Here is an 18,698-nt window from a genome sequence, read left to right on the forward strand (position 1 = left end):
GAATGAGGGTACCGGCAGCGACCCTCCTTCCTCCACCTCGTTATCTCAAAGTGCTGCGGTTATTGTCTGACATCAGGACGAGACAGTCACCAATGTCACTTCCAGCAATGAAAACCTAAACTTTGCCCAGGGGGTGACCATTGGCTCGGTGCTGAATACCGACGAAAACAGCCACGTAGAGCCCATTAACCACAATTCGAGATCGGGCTTCATGAGGTTCCTGAGTGCGCCGAGTGTTCAGGGAGAGAGCTTTATCGCCAGGCTCGCCTCATTCATCGCCTTAATGATGAAGGAGCCCCGACAACATTTCCGGGTGTTGTTTGCCAGAAATTGGGGCAAACGGACGATCATGCTGCTGTTTATGCAGCACTTGGACAGCACCCTCAAACTGAAGCGCGGCTTTGGCGGTGTCCTCCAGAGCTCGGAAGGTGATGGCCCCGTTCCCTCACGCACAATCCCGGAATCGCAGGCAGTCACCCGGGAAGTGGAGCAACTGGTCGATGGAAAGGCAACCACCGGTATAACGGAGGCCTTGTTCGGCACTCCGTCGACCGCCCACATACTGGGAGGGGCGGTGATGGGCGCCACTGTTCAAGAAGGGGTGATCAACGATAAATGCGAGGTCTATGGTTACCGCAATATGTGGGTGTGTGACGGGTCTGCGGTGTCTGCCAATCCCGGGGTTAATCCGTCTTTGAGCATTACCGCGATATCCGAATGGGCGATGAGCCACATTCCCCACCGGAACTGACCTACTCCCCAAGGCAACCGGTGTCCTAATTCAACATTATTGGAGCTTTATTGCCGATGCCATAGAGCGAAAGCGAAAGTTTAGGACTTTCTGTGGTCGTCTACCGGGCTCGCTCCTCGAACATCGTCGCTTGCTCCAGATCATCCAGAACAAGCAGCGATGTGGGCAGAGATGTTTTTCGAATCCCGATTGCGGATTAAGAAATCCAGATTAAGGATGGTATGAAATTCTCATCAGTGTGCAATACACCACTGGCAGAACTACGAGCGTCAAAATGGTTGCAATGCCCAGGCCGAACACAATAACCACCGCCATACTTGCGAAAAAGGCATCACTGAACAGAGGAATCATCCCCAACATGGTAGTTACGGCCGCCATGAGTACAGGTCGGACCCGGCTCACCGCTGCCTCAACCACCGCAGTGAATGCATCATCCTGCCGTTCTACCTGAATCTTGATCTCCTCAACCAGCACAATGGCATTCTTCAATACCATACCGATCAGACTCAGAGTCCCTAGCAGCGCCATGAATGTGAAGGGTGCGCCGAGCAATACCAGTCCACCAATGATTCCAATCATCATGAGAGGAACAATCATCCAGATAGACAGAGCCTGTCGGAAGCTGCCGAACAACAGCATTGAGATAATGAACATGCCCAGCAGCCCCAGAGGCAGCGAGGAAAAAAGCGAGGTCTGAGCCTCGGTTGAGGTCTCGTGTTCCCCACCCCACTCAATGGAATAGCTGTGGGGAAGCTCCAGCGCGTCGACCTGCGGGCGGATCCTTTCCAGTACACTCGCCGCTGTCTCTCCCGACAAAGGCATGGGTTCGGCATAAACCGCCAACATCCGCTCCCGGTTTCTGCGTTTTATCAACGGATCCCGCAGTTCCGTATTGATGGCATTGATGACGTTGCCCGCGCTGACATAGCGGCTCTGCTCTTCACTCCATACATTGATCGACGTGAGGTTTTCGATATCAAATCGCTGCTCCTCTCTTGACCGCATAATGATCGGGATGAGGTCGCTCCCCTCACGGTACACGCCAACCCGCTGCCCCTGATTGTTCAGCAATAACGCCTGGTGCAGTGACTCGCGAGATACGCCAAGGCGCCTTGCCTGTTCTTCAAGGAACTCCGGTACGATCACGGCTTCCCTATTGGCCCAGGACAATCGCACGCTGTCGGCCAGAGGTTCACTTTCAAAAACCGCCTGTACGCGCGCACCGATTTTCCGGAGTTCTTCAGGATCTTCTCCAAAGATACGAGCTTCGAGACTGGCTTTCGCTGAGGGCCCCACCTGTAATGCCTGCACTTTGTACTGCACGTTCGGGAAGTTTGCGCGCAGTTGCTGAATGACTTCCTCCATACGAGCCTCTCTCGACGCCTTGTCCCGGGTCTCTACGATTAACTGGCCAAAGCTGGCGTATCGCTGCTCCGGTGAATACGTCAACGTAAAACGCTGGGCTCCACCGCCGGTGACACTGGTGACCTGAACGACCTGTTCCATGTCATTCACGCGCGATTCCAGCCGCTTGACGGTCTCTTCGGTTTGCAAGATGTCGGTGCCTTCCGGCAACCACAGATCAACAAAAAAAAGTGGCGTTGTGGCGTTCGGGAAGAAAGCATTCTTCACCTGTCCCGAGAACGATAGAACCCCAGCAAGTAGCGCGATAGCGAGCGTGATTGTCACGAAGCGATAATGAATTGCGTAGGTCAGCAGGCGGCGGAAGATGACGAAGACAATGCCCTTATAAGGATCGTTATCGGATGACTGATCGACATTCTCTAGCTTGTCGGGATAGAACATATCAAAGAAAAACGGGGTCAGAGTCAGTGCCGTCAGCCAACTCAGGAAAAGCGAGTAGCATAGAACCCAGAACAGGGAGCCGATGAATTCACCGGTAGTGTCTGGTGAGAGGCCGATAGGAGCAAAGGCCGTTATGGCAATCACGGTAGCACCGAGCAGTGGGAAGCGATTCTGCGAGACCACTTCTTTGGCTGCCTGCCTTTTGGACTTGCCTTTGGATAGGCCAATCATCATGCCCTCGGTGACAACGATGGCGTTATCGACCAGCATCCCCAGCGCGATGATCAGCGCACCCAATGAAATTTTCTGGAGCTGAATACCGTGTATTGCCATAAGCACGAATGTACCCATGATGGTAACCAGCAGGATCAGCCCCATGAGCAGACCACTTCGCAGCCCCATGAACAACAGTAGAACGATTATGACAATGCCCACCGCCTGAGCGAGATTCATGAGGAAAGCCGATACTGCCTCCTCGACGACCTCGGGCTGGTTATACACTGTGGTCAGCGTCATTCCGATAGGCTGCTGTTTTTCAAGGTTTTTCAAAGTATCGCTAAGGCGCTCGCCTACATCAACAACGTTGGTGCCGGCCGCAAATGACACGCCGATGGTCAAAGCTGGCAATCCATCGGAATGGTAGAGCAAGGCGGGTGAGTCGTTGGTCACCCTGCGAACTTCGGCCAGATCGCTGAGCCGGATAATACCCGAATCAGCGCTTCCAACCGCCAGTTGCTCAAGGGCGTCAACGGAATCAAGCTGACCGGTTGGCTGAACTGATAACGACAGCCCTTCACTGCGCAGGTGGCCCGCGTTGCCCACCGTATTCTGGGCATTCAGAAGGCTGGCCAGGTACTCTGGCGAGATTTCAAGAGCACGCATACGGTCGCGGTCCAGTGACACGATCATCTGCTCGTCAACACGGCCACCGATGCTGACTTTTGCAACGCCCTCCAGCAATCGCAGTTCTCGCTGAATGAGGTCTGCATGGTCACCAAGATCTTTTAGTGAGTAGCCGTCACCACGCAACGTGAGCAGCAGGCCGAAGACATCGCCAAAGTCATCGTTTACGATAGATGTATTCACGCCTGGAGGCAGACCAGCCTGGGCATCGTTAATTTTTCGCCGAAGGATATCCCAATACTGGTCTAACTCCCCTTCTCTGACCGTCTTCTTGAGTTGGACAGTAATCTGCGACAAGCCGTCCGAGTTCACCGAGGTAATGTCATCGATTCCGGGCATCTGCTGGATCGCTTTTTCCAGAGGCAGCGTGACCTCTTCCTCGACTTCAAGAGGCGTTGCCCCGGGATATTGGGTGGTCACCAAAGCGGAACGTAACGTGAACTCGGGGAATTCAAGCTGGCCAAGCCCCAGAAACGCGAACATGCCCCCAACCCCAAGTAACAGCGTGACCATCCAGCTGATGGACTTCCGGTCAAGAAAATAATCGACCATCTCAGAGCCCACCCTCTTTTTCCCAGGGACGGACCGAACGATCCCTGTTCATCCGGTGAGCGCCGGCAACCACGATTCTGTCGCCCGGGCTGAGCTCTCCCCGAACAAGCACGCCATCGTTCATTTTTTTGCCCGGTTCGACATCGACTGGCTCGACGCTACCCGTGTTATCGCCTTCGTCACCGTCCGCAGCAGCCACGTATCGCCAAACCACGCTGGTTCCAGGTTGGGTGTCAGGCGTTACCAGCGCCGCAGATGGTATCAGCCAGGACGGAGCGCTCTCTCCAGCCAATGCGCCGTAATCAAGCAGAACGGTCGCGCTCATGCCCGAAAGCACGGTAATGTCCTCGGGTTCAGGAAGAGTTACGGTGACTTCGTAACTGAGCGACCCCTGAGAGGCATTGCTATCATGCTCTTTGTAACTAGCGGCGTAGCGTTTGTCTGGAACCTCTGGGAACTGGACCCAGGCGATGGTGGTGCCATTAGCACGAACGTTCCTGGATTTCTGAGGCTGAAGGCGGCGGACCTGTTGCTCCGGCATCTGGAACGAGACGTCAATGGAGCCGGGCCGCTGCAATTCGGCAATGGCCTGCTGGGCTGATACAACCTGAAAAACATCCACCGGTACCCGCGAAATGACGCCATCAAACGGTGCCTTGAGAATGGTATAGGAAAGTTGGTCTTGAGCGCTGGCCAATTGCGCCCTGGCAGAAAGGTACTCGGCTTCGGCCTCATCGAAGCGGGCCCGACTGATGGCCTGTCGCTCCAGTGATATGCGCATTCGCTCAAAGGTGGCCTGTGCCAGATTGAAATTTGACCGGGCGTTCTCCAGGCTGGTTCTTGCGTCCCGATCGTCCAGACGGGCAACAACCTCCCCTTTCTCTACAGTGTCGCCTGCTTTAACGGCCAGCTCTGTCAGCTCTCCCCCCACTCGGAAAGAGAGTTCTGAATGGTCAGACGCCGAGACTCTGCCCGGATACTGCTTGAGCGTTCCTGACTGCGCCTGCTCTAGTGTCATGAGCTTAACTGGGTAGACGGTTTGCTGGGTCAGAGGGGGCGTCTCCGCCGAACACCCCATCACCAGGAGGCTCAAAAGCATCGCAATCACTTCCCGTCCGCTCAAAGGCGCGGCTGTCTTGAATATTTTTAGTTTCATAACCCGTAACTCTCTAAAAAATCAGGTATTACGACGATCGGCAACCGCATCCCACGCCATATTGAAGGCTAATTCGATATGGTCATCGGTCCCCTCAAACGATCCTTGCAGGCACCGTTGAACGAGATGGTAGATAGGGCGGAACATAAAAGTTTCTAGAAGAGGAAAAGGCACCGGTTTAATCAACCCGGATTGCCTCCCCTGGTCAACTGCCTTCAAAAGCGTTGCGGCTCGTGTTTCGTTTCGCGCCTGAATCTCGGGAGTCATCCGGGCAGAATGCGTGAACGACTCGTGATAGCGGAATAGTTCCGGACGCTCAAGGCCGAGCCGGAACAGTGTGTGCCACTGGCGCCTCAGTCCCTCACGCAAATCCTTCCCGAGAGAAAAACTGTCCAGGGCGGCATCAATGACCTGATCGCTGACGTAATAAAATGTCGCCAATAAAAGCTGTTCTTTATCTTCGTAATAGATGTACAGCGTGGCTGGTGACAAACCCGCAGCCTTGGCTATCTTGCCAACCGAGGTTGCTGAAAAACCGTGATCTGCTACTTCCCTCACGGTAGCTTCCAGGAAGGCTATTCGTTTCGAGTCGTCTCTTTGCCGCATTCGCTTGCTCAACGCATCAATACTGTACCCCTAAAATAAATGAACATTCACTTATTTTCAAACCAAAAATATAGGCGCATACCGAAGCAGGCGCCCCCCTCCAGTGCGCCGGGTTCAGGCAAAAATCAGGTTGGTCTGCAGGCTCTTTGCAACCAGCCGACCATCCGGCGTCCAGATATCTGCGGTTGAAGAGCTGACTCCATCTGAACCGAAGTTGACCTTGGCCAGGTACCCCAAGTGTTCATCGTTAGGGACACTATCAACCTGGTCCGTAAAATGGATAGACCAGCTAACAGTTGAGACTGGCTTGAACCCTGTATAAAACGGAGCTGCCGTCGGAGGCCATGCATCGATCAAAGCCACGAGATGGGCCTCTGTAATCTTTTCTGGCGATTTGAGAAAACGCATCCAACCCCCAAGCTCCGGGACATTGTGCCCCTGGAAAGGCACGCCCTCGGTCGTCACGAAATTGTCAAAATGACCAACAAAGGCTGGGAGACCGACCCCACTCAACGCAGTTCCTTGATTCGGCTGCTTCAGTTTTGGTGGAGTAAATGTCTCAATACGAACATCTGATTCAATCGGCCTGACAAAATCAGCTCTGGCAGTGACCCGTATCTTGTCGTCCTGAATCAGGCGCACCTCTCTGGAAGTTAGTGTTTTGCCGTGGGAAATATCCTCAGATACGACTTGATAGGGGGTCTCCGCCAGGGTCGGACGAACAAACTCCACTTGGAAATGTTTCAGCCGACGGTCCGGTTCAACGCCTTCTGAGGCAACCTGGCAAAGGATGGCACCGGTGATTCCGCCAAATAGTGTTCTCCCCTGGGCCCACGAGGATTCGACGGGCTCGAAACGCTGCTGCTTTATCTGATTTAGAATCCTGTCGATGTGCATACCCACTCCTTCTTCAAATAGCCGGCTATTGTCTTGCATGCAAGATATATAATTAAGCTCGTCCCACGTTAACCAGTTTTTCAGAGCTGTTTCAGAAATTTTTTGAGAGCAGCAACTTCGTTCTCTGTCATGCCGTCCAGGAAAGCCTCGTTTGCAGGTACTACTCGGTCATTTATTTTTTGCCCGAGTTCATTACCCGCTGGAGTCAGGAAAATTCTTGCTACCCGGCGATCATTTTCATCTTGTCGCCTTTCGATCAGGCCCAGTACTGCTAACCGGTCCAGCACCCCCGTTATGGTGGCGCTATCAAGTTCAACCTGTTCTCCCAGCTCAGTTGCACGAGCGTCGCCCATCACCCATAAAAGGTTGAGCACGCGGCCCTGCACTGCCGTCAGGCCCAGATCTTCGATGGCTGCCTTGAAGGCGCGTCCACCACGGCGAGCTGCGCGGGTCAAAAGATGAAAAATGCATTCATTCGGGTGTTTCGATATATCCATGGTTTGACAGTAGCGACATTTTATCTTGCATGCAAGATAATGAATGGTAGTATTTCAACTGCCCAGCGAAACGCGCGCTCTTTTAAGTCCCCAAGGTACCCTCGCCGCATCGTCCCACGAAGGCCCCCAGTGCAGACAGCAACAACCAGCAGAGTACAAGATTCCCTGATTAATCCGGTCCTTATTGCCGGCTGCATCATCATTCTGGTGAGCTTTGCAGTAAGGGCTTCCTTTGGGCTATTCCAGTTACCCATCGCGCTGGAATTTGCCTGGCCGCGGGAATCTTTTTCTCTGGCAATAGCTATCCAGAACCTGTTCTGGGGTATTGGGCAACCCATTTTCGGTGCGCTGGCAGAGCGCTTTGGTGACCGAAAGGCAATTTTTGCCGGCGGAATGGTTTATGCGCTGGGCCTCGTGCTATCAGCGTTCGCCATTACACCAGGACAGCACCAGCTTCTCGAAGTGCTGGTAGGTTTCGGCATTGCCGGCACGGGTTTCGGTGTCATTCTCGCGGTGGTTGGCCGTGCGGCGCCTGAGAAACACCGGTCAATGGCGCTGGGGATTGCCACCGCGGCAGGCTCTGCAGGCCAGATCGTAGGGCCACCCGTTGCTCAGATGCTGCTCAGCCAGATGCCCTGGCAGTCGGTATTTATCGTGTTTGCCGGCGTCATTCTGGTATCCATGTTCGCGCTTCAGATGATGCGCGCCCCCGAGCGTGTCCAGACTACAGCCAGTGATGAGCCCATGGGCCTTGTATTAAAGCGGGCTCTGAAAGACCCCACTTTCTGGCTCATTTTCATCGGCTTTTTCTCCTGTGGCTATCAACTTGCCTTCATCACTGCCCATTTTCCGGCGTTTATCACCGAGATGTGCGGCCCTATCTCACCAGATAGCCTGTTGTACGTGCTCGGAGTGACCTCTGCGTCCGGGCTTGGTGCCATCTCGATCGCGATCATCGGCTTTTTCAATATCGGGGGCACGCTGTTGGCAGGTTGGCTTGGGCATCGTTTTTCTCGAAAGTACCTGCTGGCGGTTATTTACCTGCTCCGAACGCTCGTATCAGCGGCATTTATTATCACCCCCATTACGCCGGAGACAGTCGTTCTGTTCTCAGTTGCCATGGGCTCTTTGTGGCTGGCGACCGTTCCGCTGACATCCGGCCTGGTGGCACACATCTACGGCTTGAGGTACATGGGCACGCTTTACGGCCTGGTCTTTTTCTCCCATCAACTGGGCGGTTTCCTGGGCGTTTGGCTCGGCGGGGCCATGTACGACATGTACAACGACTACACCATCGTCTGGTGGGTTGGCGTAGGAGTTGGCGCGATATCCGCCCTGATCCATCTCCCGGTGAAGGAATTTCCATGGGCGCAAAGAGCGCAAAAGGCGCAAGCTGCTTGATCGCCTAGCCGCCCACCCCCTTTTATTGTTGCTCGGCGCCTCGTGCGCCGCTCCTATCAACGTGCTGTGCCATTAAGGCCCTGATTAGTCACCGCCCTATTCCACGCATTCAATCTGTTGACAAGGCCTCTTTCCCTTTATTAAATTGAATTCAATTCATTTTTTGATCTTAAGGCAACGGGTAAATGGTTGGGAAAAAAATCGCTGCGCATGAACGGCTGCTTGCTGCCGCCGAACAGGAGTTGATCAAAAACGACGGGCACATGGAAATCAGCGCCGTTGCAAAGCGCGCTGGCGCGTCAGCCGGATTGACCTATCACCACTTCGGATCAAAAACGGGTCTCGTTGCCGCAGTCGTTGACCGCTTTTACGAACCCCTCAGAGACATTCTCCTCGGCGATGCCATTTCTGCCGATCTTGCATGGCGTGAACGGGAACGCGCGCGAACCAGCGCCATGATCGACTATTTTTACGAGCACCCTTTGGCACCGCTCATCGCCGGGCGCCTGGCTCGTGAGCCTGAAGTGCTGGATATCGAACGATCACACATGCAGGCCCTTCTCTCTCATGGGGCTCGCAACATTGCACAAGGTCAGAAGCTGGGGCTGATCTGCCCTGAACTTGACCCGGATATCGTGGTGGCCATGTTAATGGGCGGAATCAGATTGGCCATCGATCAAGCCCTTCTGGATGACAATCCACCTTCGAAAATTGAACTGCTGAACCAACTCTGGCAGTTGATCAGCAACACACTCCAACTTGAGCCCATCGGAGATCAAAAACAATGAGCGACAACTTCGACACTCAGGCCTACAACACTGCCGACCACGCCAAGACCCATCGCAGACTGCAGCCCGGCCCTGAGCGCAACACGCCGGAGATCGAGCGGGATTTTGAAACGGTGATGCGCGATGGCTACGTGATCATCGAGAACCTGATCCCAAGGGAAACCTGCAAGGCGATCAAGGAGGAAGGGCTGGCACTGCTGGGCCAGACCGGGCGCAATCCTTTTGAGGGCCACAACACTCAGCGGGTATACAACGTGCTGGGCAAGACCCGGGTCACCGATCAACTGGCCGTGCACCCGCACATTCTGGGTCTGATGGACCGGCTATTTGAGCCGGGCTTCCTGCTTTCGCAAAGCCAGATCATCAATATTCTCCCAGGGGAAGCGCCCCAGGGTCTCCACTACGACGATGTCTTTTACCGCCTGCCCCGCCCTCGTCAGCCCCTGGGCGCGGCCACCGTGTGGGCCATCGACGATTTCACCGAGGAAAACGGTTCGACCGTGGTTATTCCGGGCAGTCACGAATGGGGTGCTGACCGCCGACCCACTCAGGCAGAAGCCATACCGGCGGTGATGCCGGCGGGATCGGTGGTGTTTTTCCTCGGCACTACCTGGCACGGCGGCGGCAAGAACCGCTCTGATCAAGCCCGTTTTGCCATCACCCACCAGTATTGCGAAGCCTATGTCCGGCAGCAGGAAAACTACCTGCTGGAACTGTCGAAGGACACCGTGCGAGGGTTATCACCGGAACTGCAGGCTCTTGTCGGCTACTCCATTTACCCGCCCTTCATGGGAATGGTTGAGGGAATGCACCCGCTGCGTACGCTGGAAAGGGACTGAATCTGTCGGCGCAACCAGGCCCTGAGCGGATCATCGTGTGTCCGCTGGTGCCAGGTTTGCAGGATCTCGATCTTGGGCAGATCAATCGGTGGCGGGTAGCGCACAAGATCGAGCTGTTGATCGCAGGCGTGTTCGGCCACCGAGCCAAGACAGGTAATGATCAGGTCTGTCCCTTCGATCACCGAAGCCGGCGACAGAAAGCTGGACACGCCGGCCACCACGTTACGCCGATGCCCCAAGCTCTCGAGTTGCCGATCAACCACGCCATCCAGGTCGCCGGTCAAAGTCGTGACCAGGTGGTCGCATTCCAGAAACGCCTCCAAGGTCAGCTCCTCAACAATCCGTGTGTTGGTCCGGCTCGCCAGCACCGAAAATTCCTCCTGGTGAATTTTCTGCTGGTAAAAGGTATCCGGCAGACCCTCGAAAAATCCGGCTATGGCGATGTCGCAAGCACCAGTTTCCAGCTCGCTCCTTGGCAGCTTCCCCCGAGTGTTGTGGAACACCAGCTGGGTATTCGGAGCCTGTTCCCTGAGTACCGGCAGCAGCTTTGGGAGCAATAGCTGCTCGATGTAATCCGTCGCAAAAATGTGGATTCGATCCGCCCGCAGTAAAAAGCTTTCCTCGTCGCAGTAGTCGTAAAACGATTCCAGCGAGCGAACCAGTTGCTGAACCAGCGGCGCCAATTGATGGGCCCGCGGTGTGGGCGTCAGTCCCCGAGGCGCTCGGGCAAACAGGGTGTCGTCGAATTCCTCTCTCAGCTTGGCGAGTTTATGACTCAAAGCCGGTTGGCTCAGGTTGATCCGCTCGGCCGCACCCGAAACACTGCGTTCTTCGTACAGCACCTGAAAAAGTTTCAGCAGGTTCAGGTCCTTGCCCCTGATATTCATATTCCGAATTCCAGATATAGAAACGTTAGATTTAATTTATACCAAAGACTCGCTTAGCATGGCCAACCATAGCTCTTTGAGCACTGAGTGACGCGCATTGCCTTTATTTCAAATTCAGCATCTTAGGTGTCACTCCTAGAAACGTAGTGAATTTCTAACCGACCCATTGCCAAAGGAAGATTACGCTATGAAATCTGTCATGAAACTTTTTACAGTCTTGGTATTGGCCGCAACCTCGGCCTTTGCCAGTGCCGAAACCCGCGCTCTGATTGTCGTAACCAGTCACGACCAGATGGGTGATACCGATGAGAGAACCGGGCTCTGGCTGGCCGAGATGACCCACCCTTATCACGAACTGACCGAAGCGGGCATCGAGGTCGAACTCGCCAGCATCAAGGGTGGCGCCGCCCCCATTGATCCGCGAAGCCTGGGAGAAGACGACGAGATCAACAAGGCGTTCATGGCCAACCCGGAAACCCGCACCCTGCTGGACAACACCCTGAAGCTGGCGGATGTGGACCCAAGCCGTTATCAGGCCATCGTGTTTGCCGGTGGTCACGGCACTGTCTGGGATTTCTCCGAAAGCCAAGCAGTGAATGACATTGGGTATGCCGTCTACCAGCAGGGTGGATTCGTTGCCGCCGTGTGTCATGGTCCGGCAGCTCTGCTCAACATCCGCGACAACAACGGCAACCTGATCATCGACGGCAAACAGGTCGCAGGATTCAGTAACGCCGAGGAAGAAGCCGCCGGGCTTACCGGTGTGGTTCCGTATCTGCTACAGGACGAACTCGTGAAAAGCGGAGCCGACTACCTTGAAGGCCAGATGTTTGAGAGCTTTGTGGTTCAGGATGGACGTCTGATTACCGGTCAGAACCCCCAGTCAGCGATGGAACTGGGCAAAACACTGGCCGCCTCCCTGGCTGATAACAGCTGAACAGCCTGTCGCATCAGTCAGGATGATGATTGATATATCTCGTCCGAATTAGTCCGCCCGGCCAACGGGCGGATATTTTATCAGCTCTTGTACACAAAATTTCCCGAGGATGCTATGAACACACTTTTTACTCCCCTGAAAATGGGCGCCAGTGAATTGGCCAATCGGGTCTTCATGGCCCCCCTCACCCGCGTCCGTGCCGACGCTGATCACGTTCCCACGGATATGATGGTTGAGTATTACGCCCAGCGTGCCTCTGCCGGCCTGATCATCGCTGAAGCGACCATGGCCATCGAAGGCAATTCGGCCTTCTGGCGCGAGCCTGGTATCTATTCCGAGGCGCAAGTTGAAGGCTGGAAGAAAGTCACTGATGCGGTACACGCCAAAGGTGGCAAGATTTATCTGCAAATCTGGCACGGTGGCCGCGCCTGCCACCCGGTGTTAAACAACGGCAAGGATCCGGTAGCGCCCAGCGCCATTGCCATCACCAGCGATGAAGTGCACACACCGGAAGGCAAGAAGTCCTACACCGTTCCCCGCGCACTGGCCGACAGCGAAATCCCGGCCATCATCGACGGTTTCCGCACCGCCGCCGAGAATGCCAAGCGCGCCGGCTTTGACGGTGTTGAGGTTCATGGCGCCAACGGCTATCTGCTGGACCAGTTCCTGCGTGATGGTTCCAACCATCGAGATGGCCCCTACGGTGGCCCGATCGAAAATCGCGCCCGACTGCTGCTGGAGGTGATTGAAGCCGTATCCGGCGTGTTCGGTTCCGAGAACGTCGGTGTTCGACTGAGCCCCCTCAACAGTTTCCAAAGCATGAAGGACAGTGATCCGGTCGGTCTGGTTACCTGGCTCGCCAAGCGCCTGAACGACTACGGCCTGGCCTTTGTTCATTTGATGCGCAGCGACTTTTTCGGGGAACAGCAAGCGGACGTCATTACTCCGGTCCGCGAACACTTCAAGGGCAAGTTGATTCTCAACATGAGCTACACCGGTGAAGAAGCAGAACAAGCCATCGAATCCGGACTGGCCGACGCTGTCGCCTTTGGCGTGCCCTTCATTGCCAACCCGGACCTCCCGGAGCGCCTGAAGCTTGGCGCCGAGCTCAACGAAGCAGATCCCTCGACTTTTTACTCCCAGGGGGCGGAAGGGTATATTGACTACCCTTACCTTGAAGAGTTAGCTGAAGCATAATGTCGTGAGGGGGCTGTTAGCCCCCTTTTTCGTTGCGGAGAAATAATGACCCTTGAAAGCGCGATCTCCTTTCTAGCCGCCGTTTTTATTTTCGGTATTACGCCGGGCCCCGGTGTCTTTGCGATCCTTGCACGGGCCCTGGTCAACGGTGCGGGGTCCTGTTTCACGCTCGCCCTCGGCATGACCGTCAGCGACATCGTATACCTGGTGGCAGCCTGCTTTGGCCTGGCGGCGATGGCCACCCATTGGGGGGACGCCTTTACGGTGGTCCGAATCGTAGGCGCTGCTTACCTGATCTATCTCGGCTGGAAAATGTGGAACGCCCCACTCGATCTCGAGGCGGTTGAGGGCAAAGGCAGCCGGTCCGGGTTGGTACTCGGCTTCATGCAGGGTTTCCTGATTTCCGCCTCCAACCCAAAGGTGATTTTGTTCTATATAGCTTTCCTGCCGACTTTTATGGACCTTTCAGTGTTGGACGGCGGCGACATCCTGCTCGCCTCAGCGTTGACACTGGTGGGCCTGATGCTCGGCCTGATGATGATTGCGATCTTTGCCGCGAAGGCACGAAGTTTCTTCCAGTCTGAGGCCGCAGTTAAGAAGCTGAACCGAAGTGCCGGATCCATCATGGTGGCGGCCGGCGCTTACCTGGCCAGCCGGCACTAACACAGTTTTGATCTATACCTGTACCGAACGACTCAGAAACCAGGTGAATGCGGCATTATCGCCGACCAGAGAAGGGTCAACTTGGGATTTCATCCGGTCTATATGACCTTTTAAGCCCATATAAAACCCATAGTCCGGCAACGGGCGATATACGAGATCATTCAGCTCGTATTGGGCGATGATCTTCTTGATGGTCGTCGGCTTTACGAAAACTTCCCGATTCGGGGCGAAGTAGTAGGGAATCACGGTAATCACCGGCCATTTGGCCAATTTGTGCGGCTTGAGCAGACTCACCATGGTGTCGAAGCCCCGCTCCTGATCGCCGTGCAACATGTCAAACAGAGAGAACGCGTATTGCTCCCGATCGCTCCATGTCATGTTCTCAATGAGGCGCTTGAACGCAGGCTTTTCAAACCGGGAAACCAGCGAAGACTGGGTGACGATCTTTGCCATATGCTCCGCCACCACCTGAGGCAAGGCGAATGCTTCATTGCTGAACCACTCCTGCGCCTGCTTCGTTCTGTGTTGAACATGATGCTTTTTCCCTTCCGCTACGAGAGCAGGATTGTCAAAGCCACCGGGAAAGATCGATAAAAATTCCCGCTCAGCTTGTTCGAGTTTTTCTTGATTCATAGCGCTTAACCTTCTCATGAAAAAGTACTAGACACTCGGGTTCGGCTTCCGAGTCAGCTTCCGTCAACGTCGCAGGTTCAGGGCATTCAAACGCGCCGTTGGGAGGAAGACTTGAGCAAAGTTGCTAATGACCTCGCACTGACTCCATGGAGAAAAATACTGCAGGTAACGTTGAGAGCGACGACATAAACGGTTGGAGAGCTTTCTGAGATAACCCCGCGGTCAATGAGAAACGCGATCCCTACCACGAAAATGGCAAGATAGACTGAGGACGTAACGGTATAAAGTTCGTTCACCAGGTTATGTCTTCCATGTACTTGCAGGGCTATTCGGCGAGCTTGTCCGCAGCCAGGTTCGTCACAGTGCAAGCTCTTCGGGAATAGACAGGTAGGACTTACCTTCGATCAAGTGCCCCGTTCGGCTTTTGCTGCTGCGAGAGCCATCAGGGCCATAGGTTCCCCATTGTTTCCAATATAGGTGCACGTTCTGGGCCAGGCATTGATCCCGGAGTGACGTTACCCATTCTGGCATTGCGCGCCGAGCCTCCGGACCACTTTCTCCGCCTCCTACAACTAGCCGTATGCCGGACAAGTCGAGCTCACCAAGGTCACCAAGGAGAGGCTCACAACAGATATGCTTGTTCCTAACCCTCGTTTTCTTAAGATCTTCAAGGCGAGGGAGGCCATATTCCCGGTCTTCAACAGTCACTCCCGCCCAAAGGTTGTCTGGAGCCTCTCTTCTATCGAAATACGCCCGCATTTTTTGGCTTCTTTTGGTCAGTATGTAGAACACATGCCAGTGGGCTTTTCTGACAATATCCATCACCCGGTCGATGCTCTCATCGTCCGCATCTTCGTGAAAGATGTCGCTCATGGAGTTGATGAAGTAGAACGTCGGCTTCTTGCGTTTCAGGGGCGCAGCTTTTTCTATGCGATCGGGGTGCACCGTAAACTTGAAGCCGTTTTCATAGCCGGGTGTGCCCCATTTATGGAGTTTCGCGGCGATGGTTTCTGCGTAGCAGTGCTTACAACCCGGGGAAACTTTCGTACATCCGGTAAACGGGTTCCAAGTCTTGGCGTCGATCTTCATTTCCTGATCGTAGGAGATCTTTCCGTTATCCGTCGTTGTCATGGTTACTCAGGCCTTTTCTCGCCGGCTTTGTCATAGTCCCAATAAGCCGCCTCAATATTGTGACCGTCCGGGTCGATAACGAAAGCCGCGTAATAGCCTGCCCAGTAGTCCTCGCGATAACCGGGACCACCGTTGTCCGCCGCCCCCTCGGCCAGTGCGGTTTCGTAGAATGCACGAACCTCTTCTTTGGTCTTTGCCTCAAAAGCCAGGTGCGTCGGAACGACGTCCTCTTTCAGAACCCACAGATCGGTGTTCTTGCCATCGTAAAAGCCAGCCGCTTGGCCAACTTCCATATTGTTGGTGTATCCAAGGGTGGCAAGAACCTTCGTGTAGAACTCCTTGGACTTCTCATAATTGCTAACGTGAAGATGCGTGTGGGCTATCATTTCGCGGCCTCTCCGCTTACTGTTCCATGGCTTCGTGATACCGACGACTGCGTTTCGTAGCGCCAGCTATTTGCTTTGCGTGCTTGCAACACGACCTGCCACTTGCTGTCGATCTTCCTCCAGATAGTGACGTACTTCTCTGTCAGCTGGCTTCCGTCCGGAAGTTTCATGGAGATTTCACCGTAGGCAAAGGCCATGTCACCGGATGAGCTGATCTCAGCACCCTTCGGTTCGAATGACATGTCCAAGCCTTCGGTGTCCCGGGCCGCCTCCAAGGCTTCTTTTTTCGTGATAATTGCCGACAAGAAGTTCCACTCCCGGGTTTAGGAGCTTCACGTCAGCAGCGGTTCTATTGCGTTTTCCGATGAGAGCTTTTTCATCCAATCGAAAGTGCCCTGTTTCTTCATCTCAAGCGCCCCCTCGATCAGTGCAGCGTAGGCAGCCATAGCCATAGCGCCCCCGATACTTACCCTTCTTGCGCCCGCCTCAGCCAGTTTCGCAACCGACAGATCGGGCGACATTGCCACAACGCTCAGGGGTGTATTGATCTCATCCACCACGGCTTTGACTTCTTCCACCGTGCGTAATCCCGGGGCAAACAAGACATCAACGCCTGCGGCTTCATAAGCCTGCAGCCGCCGAATGGTGTCATCCATATCATTTTGCTTGCGTAGTAGATTCTCGCAACGACCGATGACAGCAAACGGAAAATCGAGCGACCTCGCAGCCTCGACTGCTGCCTCAATCCGCTCGACAGCATGGTTGAAGTCGTAGATGCCCTCACCACTCCAGTCTTCAATTGAGCCGCCAACTACGCCGGTTTCCGAAATCCGGCGGATCGTTTCCGCAACACCTTCCGGGTGGTGAAAATAACCATTCTCCAAATCGGCAGTAATCGGGATTTGAGTAGCTTCTGCAAGAGCGCGGCAATGGACCACCTTCTCTTCAAGGGTGACCTCTCCATCAAGCTTTCCTAGGGAGTACGCCAAGCCACCACTTGTAGTAGCCAGCGCCTGAAACCCGAGAGACTCGAATACCCTCGCGGAAGCGACATCCCACGGGCCAGGAATCAGAAAAGTCTCCGAACCCTGATGCAGATCCCTCATTGTTTGTGCTTTTTCAGATTGTGATGGCACTTCGAATTCCTCCCGACACAGTCGTGAATAGGTATTTAATGGTAGGCACTGGAAATTACTGTCACAATGACAAAACATCAAAGGATCATGCCAATTAATAGCATAAGGTTTTCCAATGCCCCTCTACCGAGTGCCGACGCTGCAGACTCCCCTGGACCTTGAGAAAACCCCGCGCCGGGTCGTCATTGTCACAAACCGCGCGTCCTCATCGCTGGAGTACATAGGCTTTCTGCAAGTCTTCGCAGAAACCACCTTTTTTCTTGAGCAATCCGGCTACTGCCCCGCCTATGAAGTTGAAGTCGTATCTCGCGGTAAAGGCTGCATCTATGAGCGCAACGGCCTTTCTATAACAGCCTCCCGATCCTTCGATGAGCTCCAAGGTTCCGTGGACACACTGATCATTCAGGCGGCCGATGACCACGATGAGTGTCTTCATGACAAACAATTCATCGACTGGATCAAGGTGATGGCCAAGAACGTCCGCCGTATCGTGAGCGCCTGCACGGGCTCTTTTATACTGGCAGAGGCAGGACTGCTTGATGGAAAACCGGCAACCACCCACTGGGCCGCCGCTGAGGATTTCCGTGCCCGGTACCCCGAGGTTCGCCTCACCCCGGAGCGAATCCATGTAAAATCTGGCAATATCCACACAGCCGCTGGTGTTACCGCCGCCACGGATCTTGCCATTGCTCTCGTCGAAGAGGATTTGGGCTCCGAGCTAGCGCGGCGAGTCGCACAGGCGATGGTCGTTTTTATGAATCGACCAGGTAACCAGGCCCAGTTTTTTGGTACATCAACACAAAGCGTGACTGAGCACCGCCTCGATGCTTTCGCGGACTACATTCAGGAGCATTTGTCCGAGGATCTGCGCTTAGAGACCTTGGCCGACCACTTCAACCTCAGTCTTCGAAGCTTCAATCGCCAGTTCCGAAAGCGAGTCGGAACTCCGCCCGGTCGCTACATTGAGCAGTGTCGCGTCGATCGTGCTCGTCGGTACCTGGAAGAAAGCACTGCGACCATCTCTCAGATCGCTCAGTGGTGCGGCTATGAAACCTCCGATGGGCTTTGCCTCGCGTTTGAAAGGAACCTCGGCATAACTCCTCGGCAGTATCGAAACCGCTTTACGACTTCGCTAAAAACTGAAGCATGATTATCTAGTAATTTTAGGGTAACAGCGGCCTCTTGCAGGGAGGGGGGCGCGCGATCGTTTGTTTGCCCGCCGTTTTTATTTTCGGCATTACTCCGCGCCTCGGTGTGTTTGCAATCCTTGGACGGGCCCTTGTCAACGGCGCTGGGCCCTGTTTCACGTTTGCCCTCGGCCTGACGGTGAGCGACATTGTGTGCCTACTTTTGCCTGGCAGCGATTGCCAGCCATTGGGGCGACCTCTTTACGGTGGTCCGAATCGTGGGCGCCGCTTATCTGATCTACGTGGGCTGGAAAATGTGGAATGCCCCTCTCGACCTGGAGGCGGTTGAGAAAAGAGGCAGCCGGCACAAAAAAGGGAAGCAGCGCTTCCCCTTTTTCACCTAAA

At 54.6% G+C, this 18,698-nt stretch carries 20 protein-coding genes; 9 read left to right on the forward strand and 11 right to left on the reverse strand.

The genetic code is table 11. The annotated features are described in order from the left end of the window. Positions 1-148: 148 nt before the first annotated feature. Positions 149-751: a GMC oxidoreductase gene (locus MLD24_RS19950; RefSeq protein WP_248168854.1), complete on the forward strand. Its 603-nt coding sequence runs from the start codon at positions 149-151 to the stop codon at positions 749-751. A gap of 210 nt (positions 752-961) precedes the next feature. Here the strand turns inward: MLD24_RS19950 and MLD24_RS19955 are convergent, their stop codons facing one another. From MLD24_RS19955 to MLD24_RS19975, 5 genes are all read right to left on the reverse strand, one after another. Continuing rightward, positions 962-4,012 (reverse strand): efflux RND transporter permease subunit, encoded by a 3,051-nt coding sequence (locus MLD24_RS19955; protein ID WP_248168856.1) that lies wholly within the window; start codon positions 4,010-4,012, stop codon positions 962-964. 1 nt (position 4,013) lies between these two features. Further along, positions 4,014-5,168: an efflux RND transporter periplasmic adaptor subunit gene (locus MLD24_RS19960; RefSeq protein WP_248168858.1), complete on the reverse strand. Its 1,155-nt coding sequence runs from the start codon at positions 5,166-5,168 to the stop codon at positions 4,014-4,016. 21 nt (positions 5,169-5,189) lie between these two features. Beyond that, positions 5,190-5,726: a TetR/AcrR family transcriptional regulator gene (locus tag MLD24_RS19965; RefSeq protein ID WP_248168860.1), complete on the reverse strand. Its 537-nt coding sequence runs from the start codon at positions 5,724-5,726 to the stop codon at positions 5,190-5,192. Between the two features lie 162 nt (positions 5,727-5,888). Continuing rightward, positions 5,889-6,671 carry a thioesterase family protein gene (locus MLD24_RS19970; RefSeq protein WP_248168862.1) on the reverse strand — a complete coding sequence of 261 codons (783 nt, stop codon included), beginning with the start codon at positions 6,669-6,671 and terminating at the stop codon, positions 5,889-5,891. Positions 6,672-6,751: 80 nt separating this feature from the next. Continuing rightward, complete coding sequence (locus MLD24_RS19975) at positions 6,752-7,168, reverse strand: MarR family winged helix-turn-helix transcriptional regulator (protein ID WP_248168863.1); 417 nt, start codon at positions 7,166-7,168, stop codon at positions 6,752-6,754. A gap of 129 nt (positions 7,169-7,297) precedes the next feature. Here MLD24_RS19975 and MLD24_RS19980 point away from each other — a divergent pair, with 129 nt between their 5' ends. The 3 genes from MLD24_RS19980 (at position 7,298) to MLD24_RS19990 (ending at position 10,196) form a co-directional block, all read left to right on the forward strand. Further along, positions 7,298-8,569, forward strand: a complete 1,272-nt coding sequence (locus MLD24_RS19980) for an MFS transporter (RefSeq protein WP_248168865.1) — start codon at positions 7,298-7,300, stop codon at positions 8,567-8,569. 185 nt (positions 8,570-8,754) lie between these two features. Continuing rightward, a complete protein-coding gene (locus MLD24_RS19985) occupies positions 8,755-9,357 on the forward strand; it encodes a TetR/AcrR family transcriptional regulator (RefSeq protein WP_248168867.1) in 603 nt (200 codons plus the stop codon). Then, positions 9,354-10,196, forward strand: coding sequence for a phytanoyl-CoA dioxygenase family protein (locus tag MLD24_RS19990; protein ID WP_248168869.1), 843 nt, complete (start codon positions 9,354-9,356; stop codon positions 10,194-10,196). Before MLD24_RS19985 ends, MLD24_RS19990 begins: the two co-directional genes overlap by 4 nt. Here MLD24_RS19990 and MLD24_RS19995 read toward each other — a convergent pair. Continuing rightward, a complete protein-coding gene (locus MLD24_RS19995) occupies positions 10,133-11,083 on the reverse strand; it encodes a LysR family transcriptional regulator (RefSeq protein ID WP_248168871.1) in 951 nt (316 codons plus the stop codon). The two genes, MLD24_RS19990 and MLD24_RS19995, sit on opposite strands and share 64 nt — an antisense overlap. A gap of 199 nt (positions 11,084-11,282) precedes the next feature. On the opposite strand from MLD24_RS19995, the gene MLD24_RS20000 reads away from it, so the two are divergent. From MLD24_RS20000 to MLD24_RS20010, 3 genes are all read left to right on the forward strand, one after another. Continuing rightward, entirely contained in the window at positions 11,283-12,020 is a 738-nt protein-coding gene (locus MLD24_RS20000) for a type 1 glutamine amidotransferase domain-containing protein (RefSeq protein ID WP_248168873.1), read from the forward strand. A gap of 114 nt (positions 12,021-12,134) precedes the next feature. Further along, a complete protein-coding gene (locus tag MLD24_RS20005) occupies positions 12,135-13,217 on the forward strand; it encodes an alkene reductase (RefSeq protein ID WP_248168875.1) in 1,083 nt (360 codons plus the stop codon). 45 nt (positions 13,218-13,262) lie between these two features. Further along, on the forward strand, positions 13,263-13,880 hold the full coding sequence (locus MLD24_RS20010) for a LysE family translocator (RefSeq protein ID WP_248168877.1): 618 nt from the start codon (positions 13,263-13,265) through the stop codon (positions 13,878-13,880). A gap of 12 nt (positions 13,881-13,892) precedes the next feature. Here MLD24_RS20010 and MLD24_RS20015 read toward each other — a convergent pair whose 3' ends face one another. The 5 genes from MLD24_RS20015 to MLD24_RS20035 all read right to left on the reverse strand — a co-directional run bounded on the left by MLD24_RS20015 (position 13,893) and on the right by MLD24_RS20035 (position 17,166). Then, complete coding sequence (locus tag MLD24_RS20015) at positions 13,893-14,513, reverse strand: hypothetical protein (protein WP_248168879.1); 621 nt, start codon at positions 14,511-14,513, stop codon at positions 13,893-13,895. A 357-nt stretch (positions 14,514-14,870) separates the two neighbouring features. Further along, entirely contained in the window at positions 14,871-15,644 is a 774-nt protein-coding gene (locus MLD24_RS20020) for a DUF5131 family protein (RefSeq protein ID WP_248168881.1), read from the reverse strand. A gap of 2 nt (positions 15,645-15,646) precedes the next feature. Next, complete coding sequence (locus MLD24_RS20025; protein ID WP_248168882.1) at positions 15,647-16,030, reverse strand: VOC family protein; 384 nt, start codon at positions 16,028-16,030, stop codon at positions 15,647-15,649. Beyond that, on the reverse strand, positions 16,027-16,335 hold the full coding sequence (locus MLD24_RS20030; protein WP_248168884.1) for a nuclear transport factor 2 family protein: 309 nt from the start codon (positions 16,333-16,335) through the stop codon (positions 16,027-16,029). Before MLD24_RS20030 ends, MLD24_RS20025 begins: the two co-directional genes overlap by 4 nt. Positions 16,336-16,362: 27 nt before the next feature. Then, positions 16,363-17,166, reverse strand: a complete 804-nt coding sequence (locus tag MLD24_RS20035) for an isocitrate lyase/PEP mutase family protein (protein ID WP_248168901.1) — start codon at positions 17,164-17,166, stop codon at positions 16,363-16,365. 115 nt (positions 17,167-17,281) lie between these two features. Here MLD24_RS20035 and MLD24_RS20040 point away from each other — a divergent pair, with 115 nt between their 5' ends. After that, positions 17,282-18,316 carry a GlxA family transcriptional regulator gene (locus MLD24_RS20040; RefSeq protein ID WP_248168903.1) on the forward strand — a complete coding sequence of 345 codons (1,035 nt, stop codon included), beginning with the start codon at positions 17,282-17,284 and terminating at the stop codon, positions 18,314-18,316. A 186-nt stretch (positions 18,317-18,502) separates the two neighbouring features. Further along, positions 18,503-18,697 (forward strand): LysE family transporter, encoded by a 195-nt coding sequence (locus MLD24_RS21775; protein WP_425562318.1) that lies wholly within the window; start codon positions 18,503-18,505, stop codon positions 18,695-18,697. Position 18,698: the final 1 nt, after the last annotated feature.

The organism is Marinobacter xestospongiae (assembly GCF_023156385.1).
Taxonomy (GTDB): domain Bacteria; phylum Pseudomonadota; class Gammaproteobacteria; order Pseudomonadales; family Oleiphilaceae; genus Marinobacter; species Marinobacter xestospongiae.

Bases quoted from the DNA above. Each gene is read 5' to 3' on its own strand.
- MLD24_RS19955 (WP_248168856.1), bottom strand. From the start codon at position 4,012: ATGGTCGATTATTTTCTTGACCGGAAGTCCATCAGCTGGATGGTCACG.
- MLD24_RS19960 (WP_248168858.1), bottom strand. From the start codon at position 5,168: ATGAAACTAAAAATATTCAAGACAGCCGCGCCTTTGAGCGGACGGGAA.
- MLD24_RS19970 (WP_248168862.1), bottom strand. From the start codon at position 6,671: ATGCACATCGACAGGATTCTAAATCAGATAAAGCAGCAGCGTTTCGAG.
- MLD24_RS19975 (WP_248168863.1), bottom strand. From the start codon at position 7,168: ATGGATATATCGAAACACCCGAATGAATGCATTTTTCATCTTTTGACC.
- MLD24_RS19985 (WP_248168867.1), top strand. From the start codon at position 8,755: ATGGTTGGGAAAAAAATCGCTGCGCATGAACGGCTGCTTGCTGCCGCC.
- MLD24_RS19990 (WP_248168869.1), top strand. From the start codon at position 9,354: ATGAGCGACAACTTCGACACTCAGGCCTACAACACTGCCGACCACGCC.
- MLD24_RS19995 (WP_248168871.1), bottom strand. From the start codon at position 11,083: ATGAATATCAGGGGCAAGGACCTGAACCTGCTGAAACTTTTTCAGGTG.
- MLD24_RS20000 (WP_248168873.1), top strand. From the start codon at position 11,283: ATGAAACTTTTTACAGTCTTGGTATTGGCCGCAACCTCGGCCTTTGCC.
- MLD24_RS20005 (WP_248168875.1), top strand. From the start codon at position 12,135: ATGAACACACTTTTTACTCCCCTGAAAATGGGCGCCAGTGAATTGGCC.
- MLD24_RS20010 (WP_248168877.1), top strand. From the start codon at position 13,263: ATGACCCTTGAAAGCGCGATCTCCTTTCTAGCCGCCGTTTTTATTTTC.
- MLD24_RS20015 (WP_248168879.1), bottom strand. From the start codon at position 14,513: ATGAATCAAGAAAAACTCGAACAAGCTGAGCGGGAATTTTTATCGATC.
- MLD24_RS20020 (WP_248168881.1), bottom strand. From the start codon at position 15,644: ATGACAACGACGGATAACGGAAAGATCTCCTACGATCAGGAAATGAAG.
- MLD24_RS20025 (WP_248168882.1), bottom strand. From the start codon at position 16,030: ATGATAGCCCACACGCATCTTCACGTTAGCAATTATGAGAAGTCCAAG.
- MLD24_RS20040 (WP_248168903.1), top strand. From the start codon at position 17,282: ATGCCCCTCTACCGAGTGCCGACGCTGCAGACTCCCCTGGACCTTGAG.